This window comes from Vibrio harveyi NBRC 15634 = ATCC 14126 = KCTC 12724, assembly GCF_001591145.1.
GTDB classification, from domain to species: Bacteria; Pseudomonadota; Gammaproteobacteria; order Enterobacterales; family Vibrionaceae; genus Vibrio; species Vibrio harveyi.
On record NZ_BCUF01000040.1, the window covers coordinates 1 to 19,451 of the forward strand.

Here is a 19,451-nt window from a genome sequence, read left to right on the forward strand (position 1 = left end):
CAATGACACGCTTCCAAAGGGCACTCTTTGCAAATAGTAAGGGTCTTGGTTTGTATACTTTGTTAGCGACTCCTGATTTAGACCCACTAGACTTTTAAATCACCGCCGCGTTTACAAACCAAGTCATTCTCGCTGAACCTAGCATCTCGAGTTTACTTGGGTATACAGTTGGGTCTACACAGGAATCAAAAAGAATGAGGTATCAAGAGTCGCCGTACTGATCAAAGAAACATCCCGAAGCAGTATAAATCTAGAGCGGTGATCAACCACATGCAATCACCGTTAAATCTAACATTTAATAGCGATTACGCTACGTAACCTACTACCTTAGCAGGGTTTCCCATTACTATAGCTTTTGAAGGAACGTCTTTTGTAACAACGGCACCAGCACCAACCATTGAACGCTCTCCAATTGTAATCCCTGGTAAAATTGTTGCATTGGCTCCTATTGATGCTCCTCGTTGAACCAATGTCCTCATAAATTTCTCTGGATATACTTTTGAACGTGGATATTTATCATTACTAAACACCACTGAAGGACCAATAAACGCCCCATCCTCAATAGTGATGCCATCCCAAACATAAACACCTGATTTTATCGTTACGTCATCACCTATAACGACATCATTCTCGATTAAAGTATGAGCACATATGTTGCAGTTGGAGCCTATAACAGCATTCGCAAATATAATCGAAAACTGCCAAACTCTCGTATCCTCTCCAATAGCATTGCTCTTAACATCGCTTAACTCATGTATAAACATATTCTGACCCAGTTGAAACACCAGTTAATTCTAGACCGTAATTCTTATTGATAAATTTCTCAGGTCGTTTTCTTTACGATTCTGCGCATGCCATCTAAAAACAAAATATGTTACAAATGAGTGCTGGCATTGTTGTTTACGCTACTGCAGACGGTAACGAGATTTTGGAGAGCGGAGTCTACCGCCAGTTCGGTAGATCACCAAAGAGAATAAGATAAGCGCACAACCGACGAGTTTATTAGAGGTCAGCACTTCGCCGTACCAAATCACACTCAAGATCACTGTCCAGACAGGTTCAAGGATCATAATCAGTGCAGCGTTACCCGCTTGGACAAACTTTTGTCCCATGGTTTGCATCACATAACGCAAGCTGGTTGCCAAAAGCGTACTCAGCGCAAACCAAATCCAAATAGACGTCGATACTTCAGTTGGCACCGTTTCCACCAAAGATGAAATCAACAAACCAATCAAACCCGTGACAAACAATTGGATGCACGTCAGTAACAACACAGGCAATTTTTGCGAATACTTGCTGTTTACGTTGAAGTGCAGAGCGAGCATCAAAGCAGCGCCTAAGAACCAAAGTTGACTGCTAGATTGTTGCCAACCACCAGCTAAAGACAAACACCCTAAGCCAAGAATCGCGATTGGTAGTGACACCCAAAAAATTCGTTGAGGTCTTTGACGAAACATAATCCACGCGACAATGGGTACGAACAGCATTGATAGGCTCATGATGAATGCGCCCTCACCTAACGTATCACTAATTGAAATCGCGTAGATCCAACACATCAGCGCGCCTCCCAAAAGCACACCAACGCCTGCCGCGGCAAAAATATCTTTCTTATTGGCAGCACGAAGCGGTTTGATACACAGAGGCAACAAACACAGTGAAGCGATAGTGAATCGCAGACCGATAAATCCGAATGGAGGGAGACCTTGAATGGTTTCTTTAGAGAAGATCCACCCTAATGCCGCTATCATCGTAGTAGCGACGAGCACGAATGCAGCTTTGCGTTCTGAGTTAAACATAATTACTCACAAAAAAGACCCTACGAAGGATTCGTTAGGGGTTCATATATCATTGATTTTAATGCGTGATTGCTAGTTATATTTACATCGCAAATGCTGGACTAAATGTGTACTTAGACTGAGGAGTGTTAACGTTTGCGAAGCGTTCACAGTATACATTGTGACTAATTCATCATCGAGAAAATTACTGTGAAACCCTGTCATTATTTTGTTATTTGAAGCCATCAGAATAACAAGAATCCTTTAGGTAAAAACTCAAATACAGTACGGAATAACCTAAGTCTAAATTCGGGGCAAAATGTTACAATAGCAACGAAACAAAACAGACGTCAGGAGGTGCTTTATGAGACATTCAACCGTACTCTTTTTCATTCTGATCGCCTTGCTTATCATTGCTCCAATTGCGCTCGGCTCGCTGTTTAGTCTTATCTCCTCTTTTCGCGTGAGTACTATCGAAGCCGATCCAATATCCATCACACATATCTACGATATGATGATCTACCGCGGTCGATAATGTGTTTTGAAAGATCTCCTATTCTCTAACCGCTCTTGCTTATACCCAAGTAGCCTCGAGATGCTAGGTTCAGCGAGAATAACTTAGTTTGTAGACGCGGCGGCGATCTAAAAGTCTAGTGGGTATAAATCAGGGCGGTTTTCAATTTCCTTCACCTCTTAAAACAATACTGAGCCCACTCAAATCAAACAAAACTCACCATTTTTCAAAAGGCAAAAGCTAAGCACCTCTTTTCACTTTAGTTTTATTGGTAATGATTTTGTCCAATCCATCGAGTTGGCGCGTATTAGTAATGAAAACCACAACTAAATCGGCTTGTACATAGCGATATCGCCAGTACCTGCTTACTCTTTAACCTACAACAATAAAAAACAAACCCGTTCATTCACCTCACGAATAAGAGCGAAGAACCTGTTTGTAAAACGCCCAAGTTAGTGAAAACGCATTCAAATTACTAGGGAATCAGTGATGAGATTAAAGAACACACAATGCATGAGCACAGTGCTGAAGACGGCTCTCGTCGTCACTATGTGCTTCTCTCCGATCACCTTCGCATCCGACACCAATACCGATGCTCAATTTGAGGTTGGTAAGGAAAAGGCGAAAGTATGTATGACGTGTCATGGTACCGACGGAATTTCTACTATCGACGCCTACCCGAATTTGCGCGGTCAGAAAAAGAGCTATCTAATTTCGTCTTTGAAGGATTACAAAGCGCGTGAGCGCACAAGTGGTCTGGCGGTATTAATGCAGCAGCAAGCTGATGCACTTTCTGATCAAGATATCGAAGACATCGCCCATTACTACTCACAGTTAGGTAACGAGCCGCAGCCTTAAACGAGGAGCGTTCTTATGGAACAAGCAGCAACTCAATACAACACTCAAGTTGTGAAGTATTTTGTGTTGGCATCGTTAGTGTGGGCTATTGCAGGGATGATCATCGGTGTCATTCTTGCCGCGCAGTTATATTGGCCCGTGCTCAACTTTGATTCTCAATACTTCCAATTCGGTCGCCTGAGACCATTACATACTTCCGGCGTGATATACGGTTTTGTCGTCAACATTTTGATGGGTACTTCTCTTTACATCGCTCAACGCACCGGACGCTATAATCTCTTCAATCAAAGTTTATCTTGGATGGTTTTCTGGGGATGGCAATTGGTACTGTTCTTAGCACTCGTTACGTTACCGGCTGGCTACACGACATCTAAGGAGTATGCAGAATTAGAGTGGCCAATCGACGTACTGATCGTCTTGGTCTGGGTGCTCTACGCTGTGCTGTTTTTCGGCACGATTGCGAAGCGGAAAGTTGACCATATCTTCGTTGCAAACTGGTTCTTCGCCGCCTTTATCATTGTTATTGCGATGATCTTCATCGTGAACAACCTTGCCATGCCCGTCTCTTTGATGAAGTCCTATTCTGTGTTTGCCGGAGCACAAGACGCTATCGTGCAATGGTGGTGGGGGCACAACGCGGTGGGCTTTTTGCTGACTGCCGGTGTGATTGGTATGAACTATTATTTCATACCTAAAGCCGCTGACCGCCCTATCTACTCTTACCGTTTGTCTGTGATCCACTTTTGGGGGTTGGTTGGTTTTTACACTTGGGCAGGTACTCATCATTTGGTTTATTCATCAGTACCGGTTTGGGTGCAAAACATTGGCATCATCATGTCTCTCATCCTTTGGCTTCCTTCTTGGGCAGGCGCTTTCAACAGTGCGATGACACTTCTACAAAACAAAGAGAAGCTCAAATCTGACTACATTTGCCTGTTCTTCTTCTCGGCAATTCTTTACTACTGCTTGGCCACATTTGAAGGGCCTCTATTGGCGATTCGCTGGTTCAATATGCTAGCGCATAACACCGAATGGGTGATCGGGCACGTTCACTCTGGCGCATTAGGTTGGGTGGGCATGTCCGGCATTGCGGTGTTCTATTACTTCATCCCGCGTCTGTGGAACAAAACCGAACTTTGGTCGCAGCGTTTGATCAAGTGGCACTTCTGGCTCGCCCATGCTGGTGTCGCCATCTACGCTATCGCACTTTGGGTAGCAGGCATTGGCGAAGGCTACATGTGGCTAACCCAAAACGAGAATGGCGAACTGGTTTACAGCTTTATTGAAGCCATGAACTTTAAAGCGCCATGGTTGTTCTTACGTTTCTTCGGTGGCGCACTCTTTGTACTTGGTTTGTTCCTGATGGCGTTTAACTTGTATAAGACCGTGCGTTCTCCATCCGTACTAGTGGCAAAGGAGGCATAAGATGAGCAAAGACTTTACTCACTCAGTTATCATCTTAATCATCACCACGGTGGTTGTAGCTTCTTTTTCACTCGCAGTTTGGGTTGTGCCGAATATTCTTCGCACGGATGACATCGCCAAAGGCAGTTTAGCTAAGCCCCTAACCGCAATTGAGCTTGCGGGTCGCGATATCTACATCAGCGAAGGTTGCCATGTGTGCCACACACAAATGGTTCGCCCATTGGAACCAGAAATCAAGCGCAATGGTCGCGCTAACCAAGAGTCTGATGATATTTACGAGTTCCCAAACTTGTGGGGGTCTAAACGTACTGGACCAGACTTAACCAACCTAGGCCGGAAATATTCGGACCAATGGCATGTATTGCACCTTATCGATCCACGCCAAGTTGTACCAACATCCATCATGCCTGCTTACCCTTGGTTGTTTGAGCAAACTCTGTCTGGTAATGCCATTGGCAACAAGATGGAAACACTGCGTACGTTAGGCGTACCCTATACCGACCAAGAGATATCAGACGCACGTCTACAAATTCGAGGTAAAACCAAGGGTGAAGCTTTGATTCGTTACCTTCAAAGCCTTGGTCAAGACACAGCACAGGAGGTGGCACCATGAGCACATTCTGGAACTGGTGGGCAGTTGCCTGCACCATAATATTTTTTGCCCTTATGGTAAGTGTTATCGTCAAGTATTGGCGAAGCAACCACAAAGCAGATCAAGACCACACCATTGCTTCTTTTGATGGTATAGATGAGAAAGATGCCCCACCACCTAAGCTGCTGTTTATAAGTTACGCTGTCGCGTTTTTACTCTCTGCAGGCTATTTAGTGTTGTATCCAGGGCTAGGTGAATGGAAAGGATTGGTGAATTATGACCAAGGAAATGACAAACTCAGCTCACCTTCGACCACACTCGATCAGCAGTTTAGCCAAGTAACAAACACCTCTTTGGCGGTACTTGCACAAAATACCGACATCGTACGCACTGGACGCATGCTGTTTCAGACCCATTGCGCCGCTTGTCATAGAGATAACGCGCAAGGGCAAAAACACTTTCCTAACCTTATCGATAAAGAATGGATGTATGGTGGAGATGACGATGCCATTATTCACTCCATCGCAAAAGGGCGTAACGGTGCTATGCCGGGATGGGTAGAGGTAATGAGAAAAGACGAAGTAAATAAAGTCGCCTATTACCTCGCCTCTCTCAATCAACGCCACAGTGACGTGCCAGAGGTAAAAGTTGAACTTGGTAAACGTCTGTTTGTGGAATACTGCGCTTCATGCCATGGAGATGGCTCCATCGCAAACCAACAAACCGGTGTGCCTGATTTGTCAGACAGCGTTTGGCTTCATGGCGGCAGCATCGAAGAGATTCAACACACCATCAATTACGGTTTGAATAATCTGATGCCAGCGTTTGAAAACCAGCTTTCCGAAAACGAGATCCTCGCCATTGGCGCTTACATCCATAAAGCAGGCGAAGAGGAAGAGCAAAAACTCTCAGCGCTTAATGCCGAGTCTGTCGAACGTGGCGAGTACTTGGCACACGCCGGTGATTGTGTCGCTTGTCATAGTGCGGAAGGTGGCGAACCTTTTGCGGGCGGTCTGCCGTTTGTTACGCCTTTTGGTACCATCTACTCCACTAACATCACGCCTCATGCCAGTGAAGGTATTGGTGAGTATAACTATGATGACTTTCGTGATGCACTCGTAAAAGGTAAAGGCAAACATGGTTATCTCTACCCTGCTATGCCTTACACCTCATATCAATATCTGACTGAACAAGATATGACGGATTTGTGGGAGTACATGCAGTCTATCCCTGCCGTGGCGCGTCGTAACGATGAAAACCACATGATGTTCCCATCGAACATTCGTCTTGGTCTCCTTGGTTGGAACATTGTCTTTATGGACACCGATCCTATCGACTACAACCTACCTTCAGAGCTTGAGGGCGTGGTGGTGGACGTCGAGAAGTGGCAGAAAGGTAAATATTGGGTGGCAGGTTTAGGGCACTGTTCAGAGTGCCATACGCCGCGTAACATTGCTCAAGCGCTAATCCCTGAACGCATCTTCCAAGGCAACTTGATAGATGGTTGGAACGCACCTGACATTACGTCTACAGAGCTGTATGTGGGCGGTTGGGATGAGAAAACACTAACCGACTTCTTGCACACCGGTCACTCAGACAAAGGTACCGCTTTTGCCGGGATGGCTGACGTGGTCAAAAACAGCTTGAGTTTGATGACGCGCGAAGACATCGAGTCCATGTCCTATTACCTACTCAGCGGTGACGTAAACAACTTCATTGCTGCCGATGCGGTGCCTTTAGAGCCGAAAGGGTTCGATGAAGCTGCCTATCAAGATCCGATCTATGCTACTTACAAACAAACGTGTGGCGCGTGTCATGGGAACGATGGTAAAGGTCGAGACCCTATTGCACCAACGCTCTTGAACAATGGCATCATCATGCACAGTGACCCATTCAACACTATTGCGGTAACGGTGCGTGGCTTGCAGCCTACCTATATTGATCCGGAGCGTAACTTCATGCCGATGGCAAGTTTTGAGGATATCCTCTCTGACGCACGTTTAGCCGAGCTCATTACCTTTGTACGTAGGCATCTAGGGGATCAACAGCAGGAAGTGACGGCGGCAGATGTGCGAGAAGTGAGAGAAACATTGGAAGCGGCTGGATATGCTGGCGGTCTGCACACCACCCCAGACATGTACGACAGGCGCGACAACACTATCAACATTCGTTAGGGTCAGCAGACTTCAGGACCTGTTTTCCCTAGCTGACGGGAATAAAAAAAGCCAATCACAATTGGGTGATTGGCTATATATTTCTGTGAACAATCTGGTTCACTAACAACGTCAGTTGGCTAGGTGACCCTCGGCTTAAAAGGGTCATATAAACTAAAGCATTAGACATGCCAACTTTTCGATGCAGTAAAACCGATTGTTATTTAATCATTTGCAGTCAAATTGAACGAATAATCACATTAACCACTTTCCACTCATTGCATATTGCGAACAAGACCTTGCAATATGCAAATGCAATCTTCAATTCATTTATGGCTTACGGGCGAGATCTCTCGCTAAAATTAATGCCAAACCGAAGACTTGAAGAAACAAACCAATACTTTTATACCAAGCCATCTTTTCTTCCAAACCTGTCATCACTTCCGTGGTTTCCAAGTTGGCAAGGTAATAGCTGTCTATACGATTACGGTAGTTATTTTGCGCCTGATTGATCTCAGACATCAGATTAGGTAACTGTTCAATTTGGATTGGACTGACTTCCTGCCCTGTCCATGCTGACAAATGCCCTCTCAACACTTGGTTCATTTCTTCTGAAACAGGTTCACTCTGAGCAAGGTGCAAATGCAACAACAATACTTCCCGCTTTCGCTCCAATGTTTCGACACTATTCCAAGCGAGTTGTATCGAATAGAGGTTATCGGCTTTTTGTTCAGCCAGTAAACTGATCTCTTTACCGAGTTTATCTAACACAACACTGGTTAAGATAATCGCAGCAATATTAAGAACCAGTCCAACAAACACCAATAGCCATGCAGGCGGTAAGTATGTCGATTTTTTTACCATAAGCTCCCGTAAGGTAAATAGATCAAGTTAAGGGCTACTAAACCAATCATAGTAAAGAAGGTTAACTTCATCCCTGTAATTCGACCTTTTAAATCCTCACCGAGAATTCCCTTTGCGTGAATCACACGCCCAATCACAAATACAATACCAGCAAGGTGTATCCACAGTAGCGAAGCGCCGTTGTATTCTAATAACGCCATTAAAATGAGAGTGATAGGAACGTATTCACTTGCATTGCTTTGTGCGCTGCGAGCGATTTGAAGCGCCTCAACTCCACCATCGGCGTAAGCGATTTTGTTGCTGCGGCGTTGCTTGATGACTTGAAAAGCGAGCCAGATGAGCAGTAATGCGAGAATAGATGCGTAAAGCGCGGTAACCATAAAACTTCCTTCTTTAGATATTATTGTGAGCTAATTATTCTATAAAAAACACATTTATAAAATACATACATTCTTGATTTAGAGTGACTAGATCTTTAAATCGCCGCCGCGTCTACAAACCAAGGCATTCTACCTGAACCGGGCATCCCGAAGTTGCTTGGGTATAAATTAGCCCTATAAATCTAAAGAAAGAAATCATCAAAGAGAGTGGTTAGCGAGCTTTTTACGCTTAGAAAGCTTGGCGATACCTTCGCAGATCGTGAACAGCAGACCCACCCAAATAAAAGCAAATGTCACCGCTTTTACACTATCGAATAGTTCACCAAAGAACACGACGGCCAATACAAATTGAAGACTCGGTTCAATGTATTGCATCAACCCTACTGTAGACAGGTTAGTAATTCGGATCGCAATCGAATAAAAAATCAGTGGGAGAATAGTTACTGGCGCACTTCCTAAATAAAGCATGAACGTGGTCATATCGACGGTTGAAGATAACTCACCGATCGTCCATTGCTTAAACATCAGATATGCCAATGCGATTGGGGTAAGCACCACCGCTTCAATAAAGAGTGTTGTACTCCAATCAAAGTTAATCTTTTTCTTAAATAAGCCATAAAGAGAAAAGAATAAGCCCATTGTCAGTGCCACTAATGGTAACTGACCATATTGGATAACCTGATAAACTACACCGATGGTTGCTAAAAGAATGGCGATGAACTGACCTCTTGACAGCTTATCACCAAGGACAAAAACACCCAGCGCAACAGAAACCAAAGGTCCAATAAAGAAGCCTAAGCTCGCATCAATAACACGGTTATTGGTTAACGCCCAAGTGAATGCAACCCAAGAAATACACATTAGGCTACTTGCAACAAAGGTATACCAAAGGGACTTTTTATCTTTCCAGATAGCAGCCCATTTCGGCATGTGATGCGTGATCACCAGTACCAATAGAAACCCCACAGGTACAGAGCCGATGATGCGCAGCGCCAACAGTTCATCCATTGATGCATTTGGCAGAAAGCGATAGTAAACAGGCAACAATCCCCAGATAACAAAGGAAAGTGCAGCCATAAAATTGCCGTAACGATTGTTGTTCATAACTGACTCGACAAATAAAAAAGTGACGCGATTCTATAGAGCAAATTTGGTTTGTAAAGCGAAACAAAAGGACCAATATTCGCTATAAGGCTAGGCCTTGAATTACCGCGGTAATTCCACTAATAAAACACAGCGCTAGCGCACCGAAACGCACTTTTTCTTTAGGCAAGGACTGTGTTGTTTTTATTGCCAACCAATAGCCGAACGCGGCTACAGGCAGTAAAGGCAAAGTAATGATCAAATGATGAAGATTGAAGAATCCCACCGGAATTTGAACCACCAACGAGATAATAGAGCTAAACACAAAGAAAGCAGAAAGGTTACCACGTAACTGATTCGCTTCTTGATGCTGAAGTAGTAACGCCATCGGCGGTCCACCGATCGCGGAGCTTGTACCAAAGAGCCCCGAAAAGAAACCTGCAAACGTCATGCGTCCTGGTGTTGGCTCAATGCGAAAAGGTAAGACACTCACAGCCACAGCAAAAAGCACGAGAAAACCAATCCAAAGCGTTAACGCTTCTGTCGAAACATAAAACAACAGCGCCCCACCCGCTAACGATCCGGGAATACGACCGATCAACGCCATCTTCAAACCACCGAGTTCAACATTACTGCGGTGCTTCATCGCATTCATTAATGAAATAAACAATGCAACTAAACAGATGGGAGCAGGAACGTATTCCGGAGCCCATAGAATAAGTAGTGGAGCCGCGACAATAGCCAAGCCAAAGCCAATAGCCGTTTGTACATAAGAGCCGAGGAAAATCAGCCCCATTGCAAGCAAATTAGTAGAATCGAATTCCATCGATGCGTTCTTATATTTTATCTATTTATTAGAGAGTTAGTTAAATATAAATTATCTATTATTCACCTACTCTCGCCCTGCGTAGGATTCATCAAACCTATCTAAAACACAATCAAAATATTTCAATAACCGAACTTTAGAGGCTCACTTTCTGCAACTTCGAATTTTGTACAAAGATGCAATGTTTAATTTATCAATACTCCTCTATCCAGAACACAAAATCGACATTATAATCAGCGGCTTTTATAGAGTGAATGCACTATCAAAATTCACCACACGTAGAATTTCACAGTCTAAGGCACTAAATAACAAATAAATATTAGACTATCGTATCAACCTAACTTAAAGATGGTTTATGAAAAGAAAATCAGGTTTTACTTTAATTGAGCTTGTTGTTGTAATCGTAATTCTTGGCATCCTTGCTGTCACTGCCGCACCCCGCTTCTTAAACATTCAAGATGATGCTCGCGAAGCGCGTTTGGAAGGAATGAAAGGTGCAATTGCATCAGCTCTTGCCATTGGGTATGGAAAAATGGCAACTGCGGGACTAGAAAGCGTACCTTACGTCTCTAATAAAAAGACAGCTTACCCTGCAACTAACCTGCCATTTGATGGCTGTAAGACAAGTGACTCGATGCAATGCACTTTCCTATATGGTTACCCAGATGCAGATGACCACACTATTGGTCTACTGATTCAAGGAATAAATGAGAGCAGCAATTCCGATTGGAAGACATTTCATCACGAGGCCGGTTCTTTTACTCGAGAGATGGTTATCGCTCCAAGAGACGACCCTCGTGCAAGCCTTACTCAATGTGGCATTTTATATGGACCACCGATGAGTAAAAACAAAAGTTATAAACTAGAAATTTTACCTTGTCCTAAATAACAAAAAAGGCTGCCAATCGGCAGCCTTTTGTCATCTTGTTCTCTGCTTATGCAAAGTTAAACACGTATTTATCCATCATATTGACCATACGACCAATCTCTGGCTTAGTAATCGTGTCATTTGCCCCTAGTGATAGTGCTTTCGCACGGTTATCTTCACTCATTAGAGAAGAAAACATCACGATTGGCATTTCATTGTAGGCTTCCGTTTCACGTAGTCGTTTTACCAAGTGCATACCATCCATACGCGGCATTTCAACGTCGGTAACAACAGCATCAAGCAGCTCACGCACTGGCAGTTGTTCTTGTTTCGCTACTTCGATGAGACTCATTAATTTCTCGTAAGCTTCGCCGCCGTCTTTACATGTGATCACGTTATAGCCTGCTGATGCTAAAGTATCTTGAATAAGTGAGCGAATAAACGCTGAATCGTCCACAACCATAACGGTTTTCGCATTACGCTTACCAACCATACGCTGGTTAAGGTCAACCGATTTATCACCCGTTACGTCGTATTTTTCCATACTCAGCTCTGGGTTGATGTCTGCAATGATTTTCTCGAAGTCGAGGATCATGATCAGATTGCCATCTTTGCGAACAACAGCAACCACACAGTCCTGTTCACCAGCTTCTAGGAACTGGCTCGGTGATTCTACGTCATTCCAAGAAATACGGTGGATGCGTGAAATGCTGTCAATCAAGAAGCCATTCGTCATCTTGTTGAAATCCGTCACAATCACAAACTTACGCTCTAAGTCGCGACGAGTCGGAACGCCAAGCCAACCAGCAAGGTCCACCAACGGAGTTAACACTTCACGGGAAGAGAACACGCCAATCATATGCGGTTGTGCGTTCGGATAATCGGTAGTCTCTGGTACGCGAATCACTTCGCGAACTTTAGCGACGTTAATACCGTAATAACATGTTTTTGTGCTGCCATCTGGCATCTGTTTTTCTAGGTGGAACTCAATGATTTCAAGCTCATTGGTACCACTCTCAGTCAATATAGTGCTGGTTACGTTACTCATAAACACAATTATCCAAAATACGCACCAAGAAAAAGGCTTGATGCAATGCCACAGAGAATCACTTCACAGGCGAAAAAATCCAAGAGTCCTTTTGTAGTCGTTGAGACAGAATTTGTAAATAATCAAAAGGATGCTGACTGCACACTTCTATATCAAATGCTTAAAATTTGTCTCATTTTTGTACAAAACACATTCAAGTATTCAATATTGCAGCTGGGCTCCTTAAGTTAACGGCAGGGAAAACAAAAAGTTTAGCCATAATTAGTAAAGAATCAGTGAGTTTTAATGACCGCTTCGTTATCTACGCGATGACGCTCGCCATAAACCCCTTCTTCGGTTCTGATACCACAACTGATGATCATGGTGATTTGATCACTGTCTCTTAGATTAAGCAACTGTTTGACACGTTTTGAATCGAAGCCTTCCATTGGGCAAGTGTCATAGCCTTTTTCTCTCATCGCGTACATAAAAGTCATCGCTGCCAAAGAAACACTCTTGTGCAAACAAACACGTACGTCACTTTTAGCCACTTCTCTTACCATCGGCTTGTTTCGACCTAGCCACCAGCTGTATAACTTGCGTACCGCCCCGCGTATGCCAAATGCATCATTGTTATAAACCATTGGGATAAGTTTTTCGTAATACTTTAGAGCGCGCTTGGCCGCAGCGTCGTCACGGCCTTCAAAAGCTTGGCGCACAGTCTCTGCGTTGCGCTTTGCGCGCTCTTCCCAGTTATGAGTAGTCGCCACAAAAACGACTAACTCATTCGCCGTTTTTGCCGCATTTTGTCCCATGCAGAAGTCGGCTAATTTCGCTCGCTTCTCCGCTGAAATCACTCGATGAAATTCCCACATCTGCATATTACTGCTGTTTGGGCTAAGCGTGGTCAACGCCAGCGCCTTGGCTACATCATCATGGTTAAATTCAGCATTCGCATCGTACTTTCTAACGGAACGACGTGAATGAACAATAGATTCAAAAGAAGATTGGCTCATAACGGACTCAAAACTTAGGTAAAAGCGCGATCTTTACTGATTCATTGCTTAGCTGCAAGTATAAATACACCATCAGGTAAAATTTCGCTCCTAACATCTCTCTATTGCAGCTTAAAGAATCGAATTTGATCAGATAAGTTAACCGACATTCTTGCTAGCTCATCTGTTGCCTGATTGCAGTCTTGAATCATATTAACGGTTTGCTCCACTTGATCGCGTACCGATACCACGCTTTGATTGATCATTTCAGCCGTGGCACTTTGTTCTTCCGTCGCCGTAGCGATTTGAGTGTTAAGCGCATTCGTCTGTTCAATATTCCCCGAAATACTCACAAAGGCTTCATTCGCTGAGGCTGATTGCTGTACCGTTTCTTCTAGCATGCGTTGCCCAGCATTAATGGAATCAACCACCTGAGTCGTATTCTGTTGCAGCGTACTGATGCGATGACCGATCTTTTCTACCGCCTTCTGGGTTTCTTGAGCCAGTTGACGCACCTCATCCGCTACAACAGCAAAACCACGACCTTGATCGCCAGCACGCGCGGCCTCAATCGCTGCATTGAGTGCCAGAAGGTTTGTCTGTTCAGCAATGGTTTGAATCACTTCCGTAATATCCGCAACCTCTGCTGTCCCATTAGACAAGGTAGCCACCTCTTGGCTCATGGTTCCCATTTGCGTGGCTAAACCGCCCACCTGCTCCATGGCTCGTTGCATGACAGTCTGCCCTTGTTCAGAGACACTCGTCGCCAACGCAGCTTCTTGTGATGCCCCACTCGCACTTTGGGCGACTTCGGTGATGGCTACCGTCATTTGGTTCACCGCGGTGGCAACTTGATCAGTTTCTAATTGCTGGGCTTGCGCATTCGTCAGAATTTCTCCGTTTGCTGCCGACAACTCTTCTGATGCCGAAGCAAGCAAGTCACTACAAGACACCACACCTGACACCGTTTTATACAGCTGCGCTTCCATATGGTGCAACGCATCAAGCATTTCAGCGATTTCATCATTCCCTTTCACCTGATCACGCCTCATCCCGATTTCACCACGACTCAGCTTTTCAGCTACTTGCTTAGCAAACTGAACATTCGCGGTAATATCATGCGAAATATACAGAGATAAGAAGGTGACGATTGGCAATCCAATCAACAAGGCTAACGTCACATTGATGATTGCCTCTTCAGTGGATTGTTGAATCTCATATTTCAATGCATTTTGATCATTAACGGCATCGACTCTGATGCCATTCAGTTGTTCAGCAATATCAAAACCAATCTCTTTAAGTACTTCCCAACGATCGTTTCGAGTCCGAATCGTGCTGGCAACTTGAGACAACGAGTGAGCAAAGCCTTCTGTCAGTTCAATGAGTTGTTCTTGGCTTGCGAAGCTTAACTTGGACAAATCACTTTTCCATTGCGATAGCTGATCTTGAAACTGTTCGTAATCTTGCTCGTTATTGGTTAACAGATACTCCGTAGCTTCTTGCGTCAACGCTTTAAATACCATAGCTACGCGAGAAACTTCCGAACGTTGCTTACTAAGCACTTCTGACTCACTCAGTCGTCGCGATATTTTTGCTTCAATCTGCTTTTGAAAAGAAACCAGTTCAAGAACAGAAGCGTCACGTTCTCGCATTAATTGCGAAACTTCAGTTAAGTTTGTTATATAACTTTCGAGTTGCGAGGTGACTTTTTCAAAGCGCTCCTTCCGCTCATTATCTGTCGACTTCAAAGCCTGCTTTTGTGCCTCTTGTTGCGCTAATTTCAAGCTTTCAATTGCTCGATTAAAAAATTGAGGGTCGCGGTTTGTACGATACGTCAATGCATTGATTCGAGCCTTCAACAGATTTGCTTCAACGTCTGTCGCTTCAAAAGCCGCCTCATCGATTGATTGAAAGTGAATAAAATTTGAATTGACCTGTTTGGTCGTAAAAAAGCCAACAGCAGACACTGTAGACAGCACCAAAATAACGGCACTCAAGATCAGATAAAATTTATGTTTTATTTTTTTAATTCTATTAAGCATTCCGCATACTCCATAACAACAGCAAGTGGAAATACTAAAAACCTAACGGATAAGTCGCAAACTCGCCCCAATACACAAACAACACTATCTTGTTGTTATGATTGAATTTATTCGAATATGTAAGCCTTTTCCGACGGCAAAGAAAGATTGGTACTTCAACTGAGGTCAGTGATTCTTTCGTGCCGTATCTCTTTGATTCCATTATCTACCACGCGACACTTTCTAAAAAATGAGACACACTTTTTCAAATAATGAAATTGTCATTTTCACCCACACGGCAAGGATTTTTCCTACAATCCCTTCTCGTTAAATGAGTGCTGAATGGAAGCGGCAAGTAAATTGAAATATAAGGTGAGGCACAAAATATGAATAACGTTCTTATTATCGACGACCAACCGTTATATAGCGAAGCGCTCGCTTCTCTTGTTCAAAACGCTTTCCAAACTGTGAACGTTGTAGAATCAACTGACAGTGCCGAAGTTATGGAGCTCATTCGCAACCAGCCTGTTGACTTGGTTATTTTAGATGTAGTTTTAGGTGACAGAGACGGTATGCGTTTGGCAAAGAACATTCTAGCAACCGGTTATCAAGGAAGAATCTTATTTATTTCCTCTCGCGATTACAGCAGCTTGTCCAAAGCCGCGTTTGAAATGGGTGCGCATGGATTTTTAAATAAGAATGAATCGAAAGAGACCATTATGGATGCGATTGTTAGCGTGACGCGTGGTTATTCCATGTTTAAAGCAACGCACAATCAATCAAGCGGTAACGTTGCTTTATCGAACCGTGAAGCAATGGTCTTCCATTATTTGGCTCAAGGCTATTCAAATAAGAAGATTTCTGAACAGCTGTCATTAAGTGCAAAGACCATCAGTACTTATAAGACTCGCATATTGAAGAAATACCATGCCGAGTCCGTTGTAGAGCTACTTAATACACTTCCGCAAGATGAATGCGGCAGCTTGTGCTGCTAAGAAATGACGTACTTCGCGATAGCATCGGTTAATAGCTGATGCATCGAGTTGTAGCGATGAGATTGCTTCATTTGTATCACGACCTTTGGTCTCCCTTGAGGGTAAAAACTCTCCGGTACAGGGATAAAGGTATAACCTTCAATTGGCTTTTGATACTCAAGTAATATTGTCGCTGCAGCCTTGCTTCTTATGACTTTGAGTAGACTAGTGATATTACCAATCGTCGCAACACGGTTTATATTAATCCCACTTTGTTCGAGCGCTCGCTTGGTCACCTGCTCCCTATCCTTCCAACCGGCTAACTCAAGCAAAATGAAATCGAGCTTACACGCGGTTTCTAGATCGTTGATCCCAAGCTCTTCGGGTACCACGATGACAGCTGGCGCATAACCAATAAATTGTTGATGGATGGTTTTTGGATACTCTTCGTTAAAGTAATGCAATTGCATATCTACTTTATCAACCAAGATATCGTCTATTGTGCTATCCGTACTGCTTTCTACATTGATGTAGGCATTAGGAAATAATTCCATTAAATCAATAAGAAGCAGATCACCAAATGACTGTTGTGCTGATTGAGGCAAGCAGATTGAGATGCTTTTCTCGTACGAGAGAGGGTCGAACTCACGGCGAACTAGACAAGATTCTAACTGCCCTAGCGCATCAGTAATTTCTGGTAATTTACGCTTTAGATAATCCGTTGGTTCAAAGTGATGTGCATGGCGGATAAAGAGTTCATCTTCCAATTGAGTACGCAGGCGAGTTAGGTATTTGCTGATAGAGGCTTCGCTCTTGCCCAATGCTTTCGCAACGGGTTTCAATTGACGATGACGCTCCAGTAGCACCAGTATTTTAAGTAGGTTTAGGTCGAGATCTTTATTCACAGCACAGCTACCAAATAGGGTCAGAGATGAAAATTGAGTTCTTTATTTACCTTCAGCCAAATACACAGAAAGCAGCCTAATGAGTAAGGCTGCTTTACTATAGAAGACCAAAGTCACGTTTTGGTCAAGTTTATCAAACTCTTATACCGTTGCTTAATGACATTAAAGTCAGTTAAAGCAATTTTCAGGTTTAAGACACTGTCTTAAGTTAGTTACTTAGCTACGGTGACGCTTAGATTCATAAAGGTCCTCATCAGCGCGCATGATGACGTTGTTCAGCGTCTCATGTTCAGTGCTCATTGCAATACCAGTACTGACACTCACTTCTACATCCATACTTTTTAAGCGATTTTCTTTCACTGCAGCGCGTAGTTTCTTCGCCAAAATTAACGATTTGCTCTCACTGCAATCGGGTAATATCGCAATAAACTCATCGCCTCCCGTGCGAATAAGATAATCCGTCGACCGAAAGACCTTTTTCATGGAGTCAGCAATTATCGATATGACTTCATCTCCAACGTGGTGCCCAAATTTATCGTTAATTCGTTTAACTCGATCGCCATCAATGGCAATCACAGTAAACGGTATCATCTTAATCTTGTTCTTAAAAGCCTGCTCTTTGAACACTTTTCGATTAAACAACCCGGTTAGTTCGTCTTTCGTTGCGTCACTGATTGCGTTAGCCAGTTGAATTTTGCTCTCTTTTGACTCTTGCGCTTTTGAATAATACGCAAAGATCACAACAAAAAAGACAAAGAACAAACAGCCAAAATCGATAAGTATCTTGCTAAACGGGTATTTGTACACAATCAGGTTATTATTATCTGCTACGTACGTTTGAGTGTATGCAAACTCAGGCCAAGGATAATGAGGAAAGTACACCACAATGTGCTTATTTCCGTTGTTAATATCGACTTTGAGTTGCTTTCCTTCTGCCTTTAGCGAATCGAGAAAGATTTGCTCTCCAAATTCACCAACCAGCTCCCCTTTGAAGTAGACCGGGCTAATAATGCTAAAGGCTCGACTATCCGAATAGGTGGTTTTAAAAGGTTTAGAAATCAGAATACGGTCAGACAACTGATCTTTCCATGCCGCCAACGAACAAGAATTTGTCTCTTTACACCAATCAATATCAAAAGGCTCCGTCAAATCTTGTAGTCCATCAATAGCATTTTCAAGAATCAACTTGTTTCCTGTGTATGAACGAAAATAAAGGACGATATCAATCCGCTCGTAGACATTGGATAGATAACCTTCAGCTTCATGTAGCACTTTACGCGCAACGGCTTCCACAAAGTCTAGCTCGCTCTTTGGATCAAGCTTGTAAATCGCATCTTGAAAGCTGAACTCGGTCGCATCAGTAATCTCCTTAGCCGAAGTTCCTTCATAACGCGCTAGCTCAGACTCCAATAAGAGCCCTAGCATGATGACTTTTTGTTTGGTTTTTGAAATGCCTTGTGTGTAGATTTTAAATTGCTTCACCTCATGAGAAATGAGCATGGCTCCAATCATGGTCATTGAGGTCACAAACAAAAGCACAGCAAAGAAGAATGACAAATAAACGTTTCTCAGGTTCATTCTTTCTCCTACTACGTACCGAGCACTTTAGAGAGTTCAACGATATTCTTCACATTGTACTTATCCAAAACTCGGCGCTTGTAGGTACTTACAGTCTTATCACTGATCGAGAGTACATCCGCGATGTCTCGATTGGTTTTCCCTTGCAGCAATAACTTCATCACTGCACTCTCACGGCTGGATAACGCTGGTACATTACGATGCTCTTCAACGCTCTGCTTGAATTTGAAAAACGAATAACCTTTGGAAACAGCCTCAATCGCGTCTTTTAAGATTTCGTGGTTTTCTGATTTACATATATAACCATCAGCACCAGAGCGAAATGCCATTTGGCTATACATATGACTTGTCTCCGCAGAAAAGAAGATCACTTTTCCTGCAAAACCGTGCGATTTAATGCGCTTGTAGAAATCGTAGCCATCGCAATCAGCGAGATTTACATCCAAAATGAGCAGCCCAATTTGTTGCTCTTTCAATATTTTTAAGGCGTCTTTTGAATTGGTTACCGTTAAAACATCATTTGCAGTGCCTAGGCTCTCGACCAAAGATTTAATGGCAATGCAAACCAGCGGGTGATCATCAAAGATCAGATAGTTCAGTTTATTCATCATGC

19 protein-coding genes are annotated in these 19,451 nt (G+C 43.4%); 7 read left to right on the top strand and 12 right to left on the bottom strand.

The genetic code is table 11. The features are described 5' to 3' along the window. Positions 1-305: 305 nt before the first annotated feature. Both VHA02S_RS18500 and VHA02S_RS18505 read right to left on the bottom strand, forming a co-directional pair. Positions 306-764: an acyltransferase gene (locus VHA02S_RS18500; RefSeq protein WP_026000198.1), complete on the bottom strand. Its 459-nt coding sequence runs from the start codon at positions 762-764 to the stop codon at positions 306-308. A 141-nt stretch (positions 765-905) separates the two neighbouring features. Continuing rightward, positions 906-1,796 carry a DMT family transporter gene (locus VHA02S_RS18505; protein WP_038898725.1) on the bottom strand — a complete coding sequence of 297 codons (891 nt, stop codon included), beginning with the start codon at positions 1,794-1,796 and terminating at the stop codon, positions 906-908. Between the two features lie 343 nt (positions 1,797-2,139). Here VHA02S_RS18505 and VHA02S_RS26205 point away from each other — a divergent pair, with 343 nt between their 5' ends. The 5 genes from VHA02S_RS26205 (at position 2,140) to VHA02S_RS18525 (ending at position 7,338) form a co-directional block, all read left to right on the top strand. Next, the gene (locus VHA02S_RS26205) at positions 2,140-2,310 is read left to right on the top strand and encodes a hypothetical protein (protein ID WP_009696160.1); all 171 of its coding nucleotides are present in this window, start codon (positions 2,140-2,142) and stop codon (positions 2,308-2,310) included. A gap of 468 nt (positions 2,311-2,778) precedes the next feature. Beyond that, a complete protein-coding gene (locus VHA02S_RS18510) occupies positions 2,779-3,147 on the top strand; it encodes a c-type cytochrome (RefSeq protein ID WP_017819538.1) in 369 nt (122 codons plus the stop codon). 15 nt (positions 3,148-3,162) lie between these two features. Next, on the top strand, positions 3,163-4,572 hold the full coding sequence (ccoN, locus tag VHA02S_RS18515) for a cytochrome-c oxidase, cbb3-type subunit I (protein WP_038898726.1): 1,410 nt from the start codon (positions 3,163-3,165) through the stop codon (positions 4,570-4,572). Position 4,573: 1 nt separating this feature from the next. After that, the gene (locus VHA02S_RS18520; protein ID WP_005451574.1) at positions 4,574-5,185 is read left to right on the top strand and encodes a cbb3-type cytochrome c oxidase subunit II; all 612 of its coding nucleotides are present in this window, start codon (positions 4,574-4,576) and stop codon (positions 5,183-5,185) included. After that, a complete protein-coding gene (locus VHA02S_RS18525) occupies positions 5,182-7,338 on the top strand; it encodes a cytochrome c (protein ID WP_038898727.1) in 2,157 nt (718 codons plus the stop codon). Before VHA02S_RS18520 ends, VHA02S_RS18525 begins: the two co-directional genes overlap by 4 nt. Positions 7,339-7,647: 309 nt before the next feature. Here VHA02S_RS18525 and VHA02S_RS18530 read toward each other — a convergent pair whose 3' ends face one another. From VHA02S_RS18530 to VHA02S_RS18545, 4 genes are all read right to left on the bottom strand, one after another. After that, a complete protein-coding gene (locus VHA02S_RS18530; protein ID WP_038898728.1) occupies positions 7,648-8,181 on the bottom strand; it encodes a hypothetical protein in 534 nt (177 codons plus the stop codon). Further along, positions 8,175-8,561, bottom strand: a complete 387-nt coding sequence (locus VHA02S_RS18535; RefSeq protein WP_005449392.1) for an MAPEG family protein — start codon at positions 8,559-8,561, stop codon at positions 8,175-8,177. The genes VHA02S_RS18530 and VHA02S_RS18535 overlap by 7 nt, the downstream gene beginning before the upstream one ends. 198 nt (positions 8,562-8,759) lie before the next feature. Continuing rightward, on the bottom strand, positions 8,760-9,665 hold the full coding sequence (gene rarD, locus VHA02S_RS18540) for an EamA family transporter RarD (protein ID WP_038898729.1): 906 nt from the start codon (positions 9,663-9,665) through the stop codon (positions 8,760-8,762). Positions 9,666-9,747: 82 nt separating this feature from the next. Beyond that, a complete protein-coding gene (locus tag VHA02S_RS18545; RefSeq protein WP_038898730.1) occupies positions 9,748-10,470 on the bottom strand; it encodes a sulfite exporter TauE/SafE family protein in 723 nt (240 codons plus the stop codon). Positions 10,471-10,825: 355 nt separating this feature from the next. Between VHA02S_RS18545 and VHA02S_RS18550 the strand changes: the two genes are divergently transcribed. Further along, on the top strand, positions 10,826-11,359 hold the full coding sequence (locus VHA02S_RS18550; protein ID WP_017819534.1) for a prepilin-type N-terminal cleavage/methylation domain-containing protein: 534 nt from the start codon (positions 10,826-10,828) through the stop codon (positions 11,357-11,359). A gap of 46 nt (positions 11,360-11,405) precedes the next feature. Here VHA02S_RS18550 and VHA02S_RS18555 read toward each other — a convergent pair whose 3' ends face one another. The 3 genes from VHA02S_RS18555 to VHA02S_RS18565 form a co-directional block, all read right to left on the bottom strand. Next, positions 11,406-12,386 carry a chemotaxis protein gene (locus VHA02S_RS18555; RefSeq protein ID WP_005449396.1) on the bottom strand — a complete coding sequence of 327 codons (981 nt, stop codon included), beginning with the start codon at positions 12,384-12,386 and terminating at the stop codon, positions 11,406-11,408. Between the two features lie 272 nt (positions 12,387-12,658). Further along, positions 12,659-13,381: a nitroreductase family protein gene (locus tag VHA02S_RS18560; RefSeq protein WP_038898731.1), complete on the bottom strand. Its 723-nt coding sequence runs from the start codon at positions 13,379-13,381 to the stop codon at positions 12,659-12,661. A 101-nt stretch (positions 13,382-13,482) separates the two neighbouring features. Continuing rightward, positions 13,483-15,402, bottom strand: coding sequence for a HAMP domain-containing methyl-accepting chemotaxis protein (locus VHA02S_RS18565; RefSeq protein ID WP_038898732.1), 1,920 nt, complete (start codon positions 15,400-15,402; stop codon positions 13,483-13,485). 365 nt (positions 15,403-15,767) lie between these two features. On the opposite strand from VHA02S_RS18565, the gene VHA02S_RS18570 reads away from it, so the two are divergent. Further along, positions 15,768-16,376, top strand: a complete 609-nt coding sequence (locus tag VHA02S_RS18570; protein ID WP_005449400.1) for a response regulator transcription factor — start codon at positions 15,768-15,770, stop codon at positions 16,374-16,376. Here the strand turns inward: VHA02S_RS18570 and VHA02S_RS18575 are convergent. The 3 genes from VHA02S_RS18575 to VHA02S_RS18585 all read right to left on the bottom strand — a co-directional run bounded on the left by VHA02S_RS18575 (position 16,373) and on the right by VHA02S_RS18585 (position 19,449). Next, a complete protein-coding gene (locus VHA02S_RS18575; RefSeq protein ID WP_005449401.1) occupies positions 16,373-17,260 on the bottom strand; it encodes a LysR family transcriptional regulator in 888 nt (295 codons plus the stop codon). The two genes, VHA02S_RS18570 and VHA02S_RS18575, sit on opposite strands and share 4 nt — an antisense overlap. 216 nt (positions 17,261-17,476) lie before the next feature. Beyond that, positions 17,477-18,838, bottom strand: a complete 1,362-nt coding sequence (locus VHA02S_RS18580; protein ID WP_038898733.1) for a GGDEF domain-containing protein — start codon at positions 18,836-18,838, stop codon at positions 17,477-17,479. A gap of 11 nt (positions 18,839-18,849) precedes the next feature. Beyond that, the gene (locus VHA02S_RS18585; RefSeq protein WP_038898735.1) at positions 18,850-19,449 is read right to left on the bottom strand and encodes a response regulator transcription factor; all 600 of its coding nucleotides are present in this window, start codon (positions 19,447-19,449) and stop codon (positions 18,850-18,852) included. Positions 19,450-19,451: the final 2 nt, after the last annotated feature.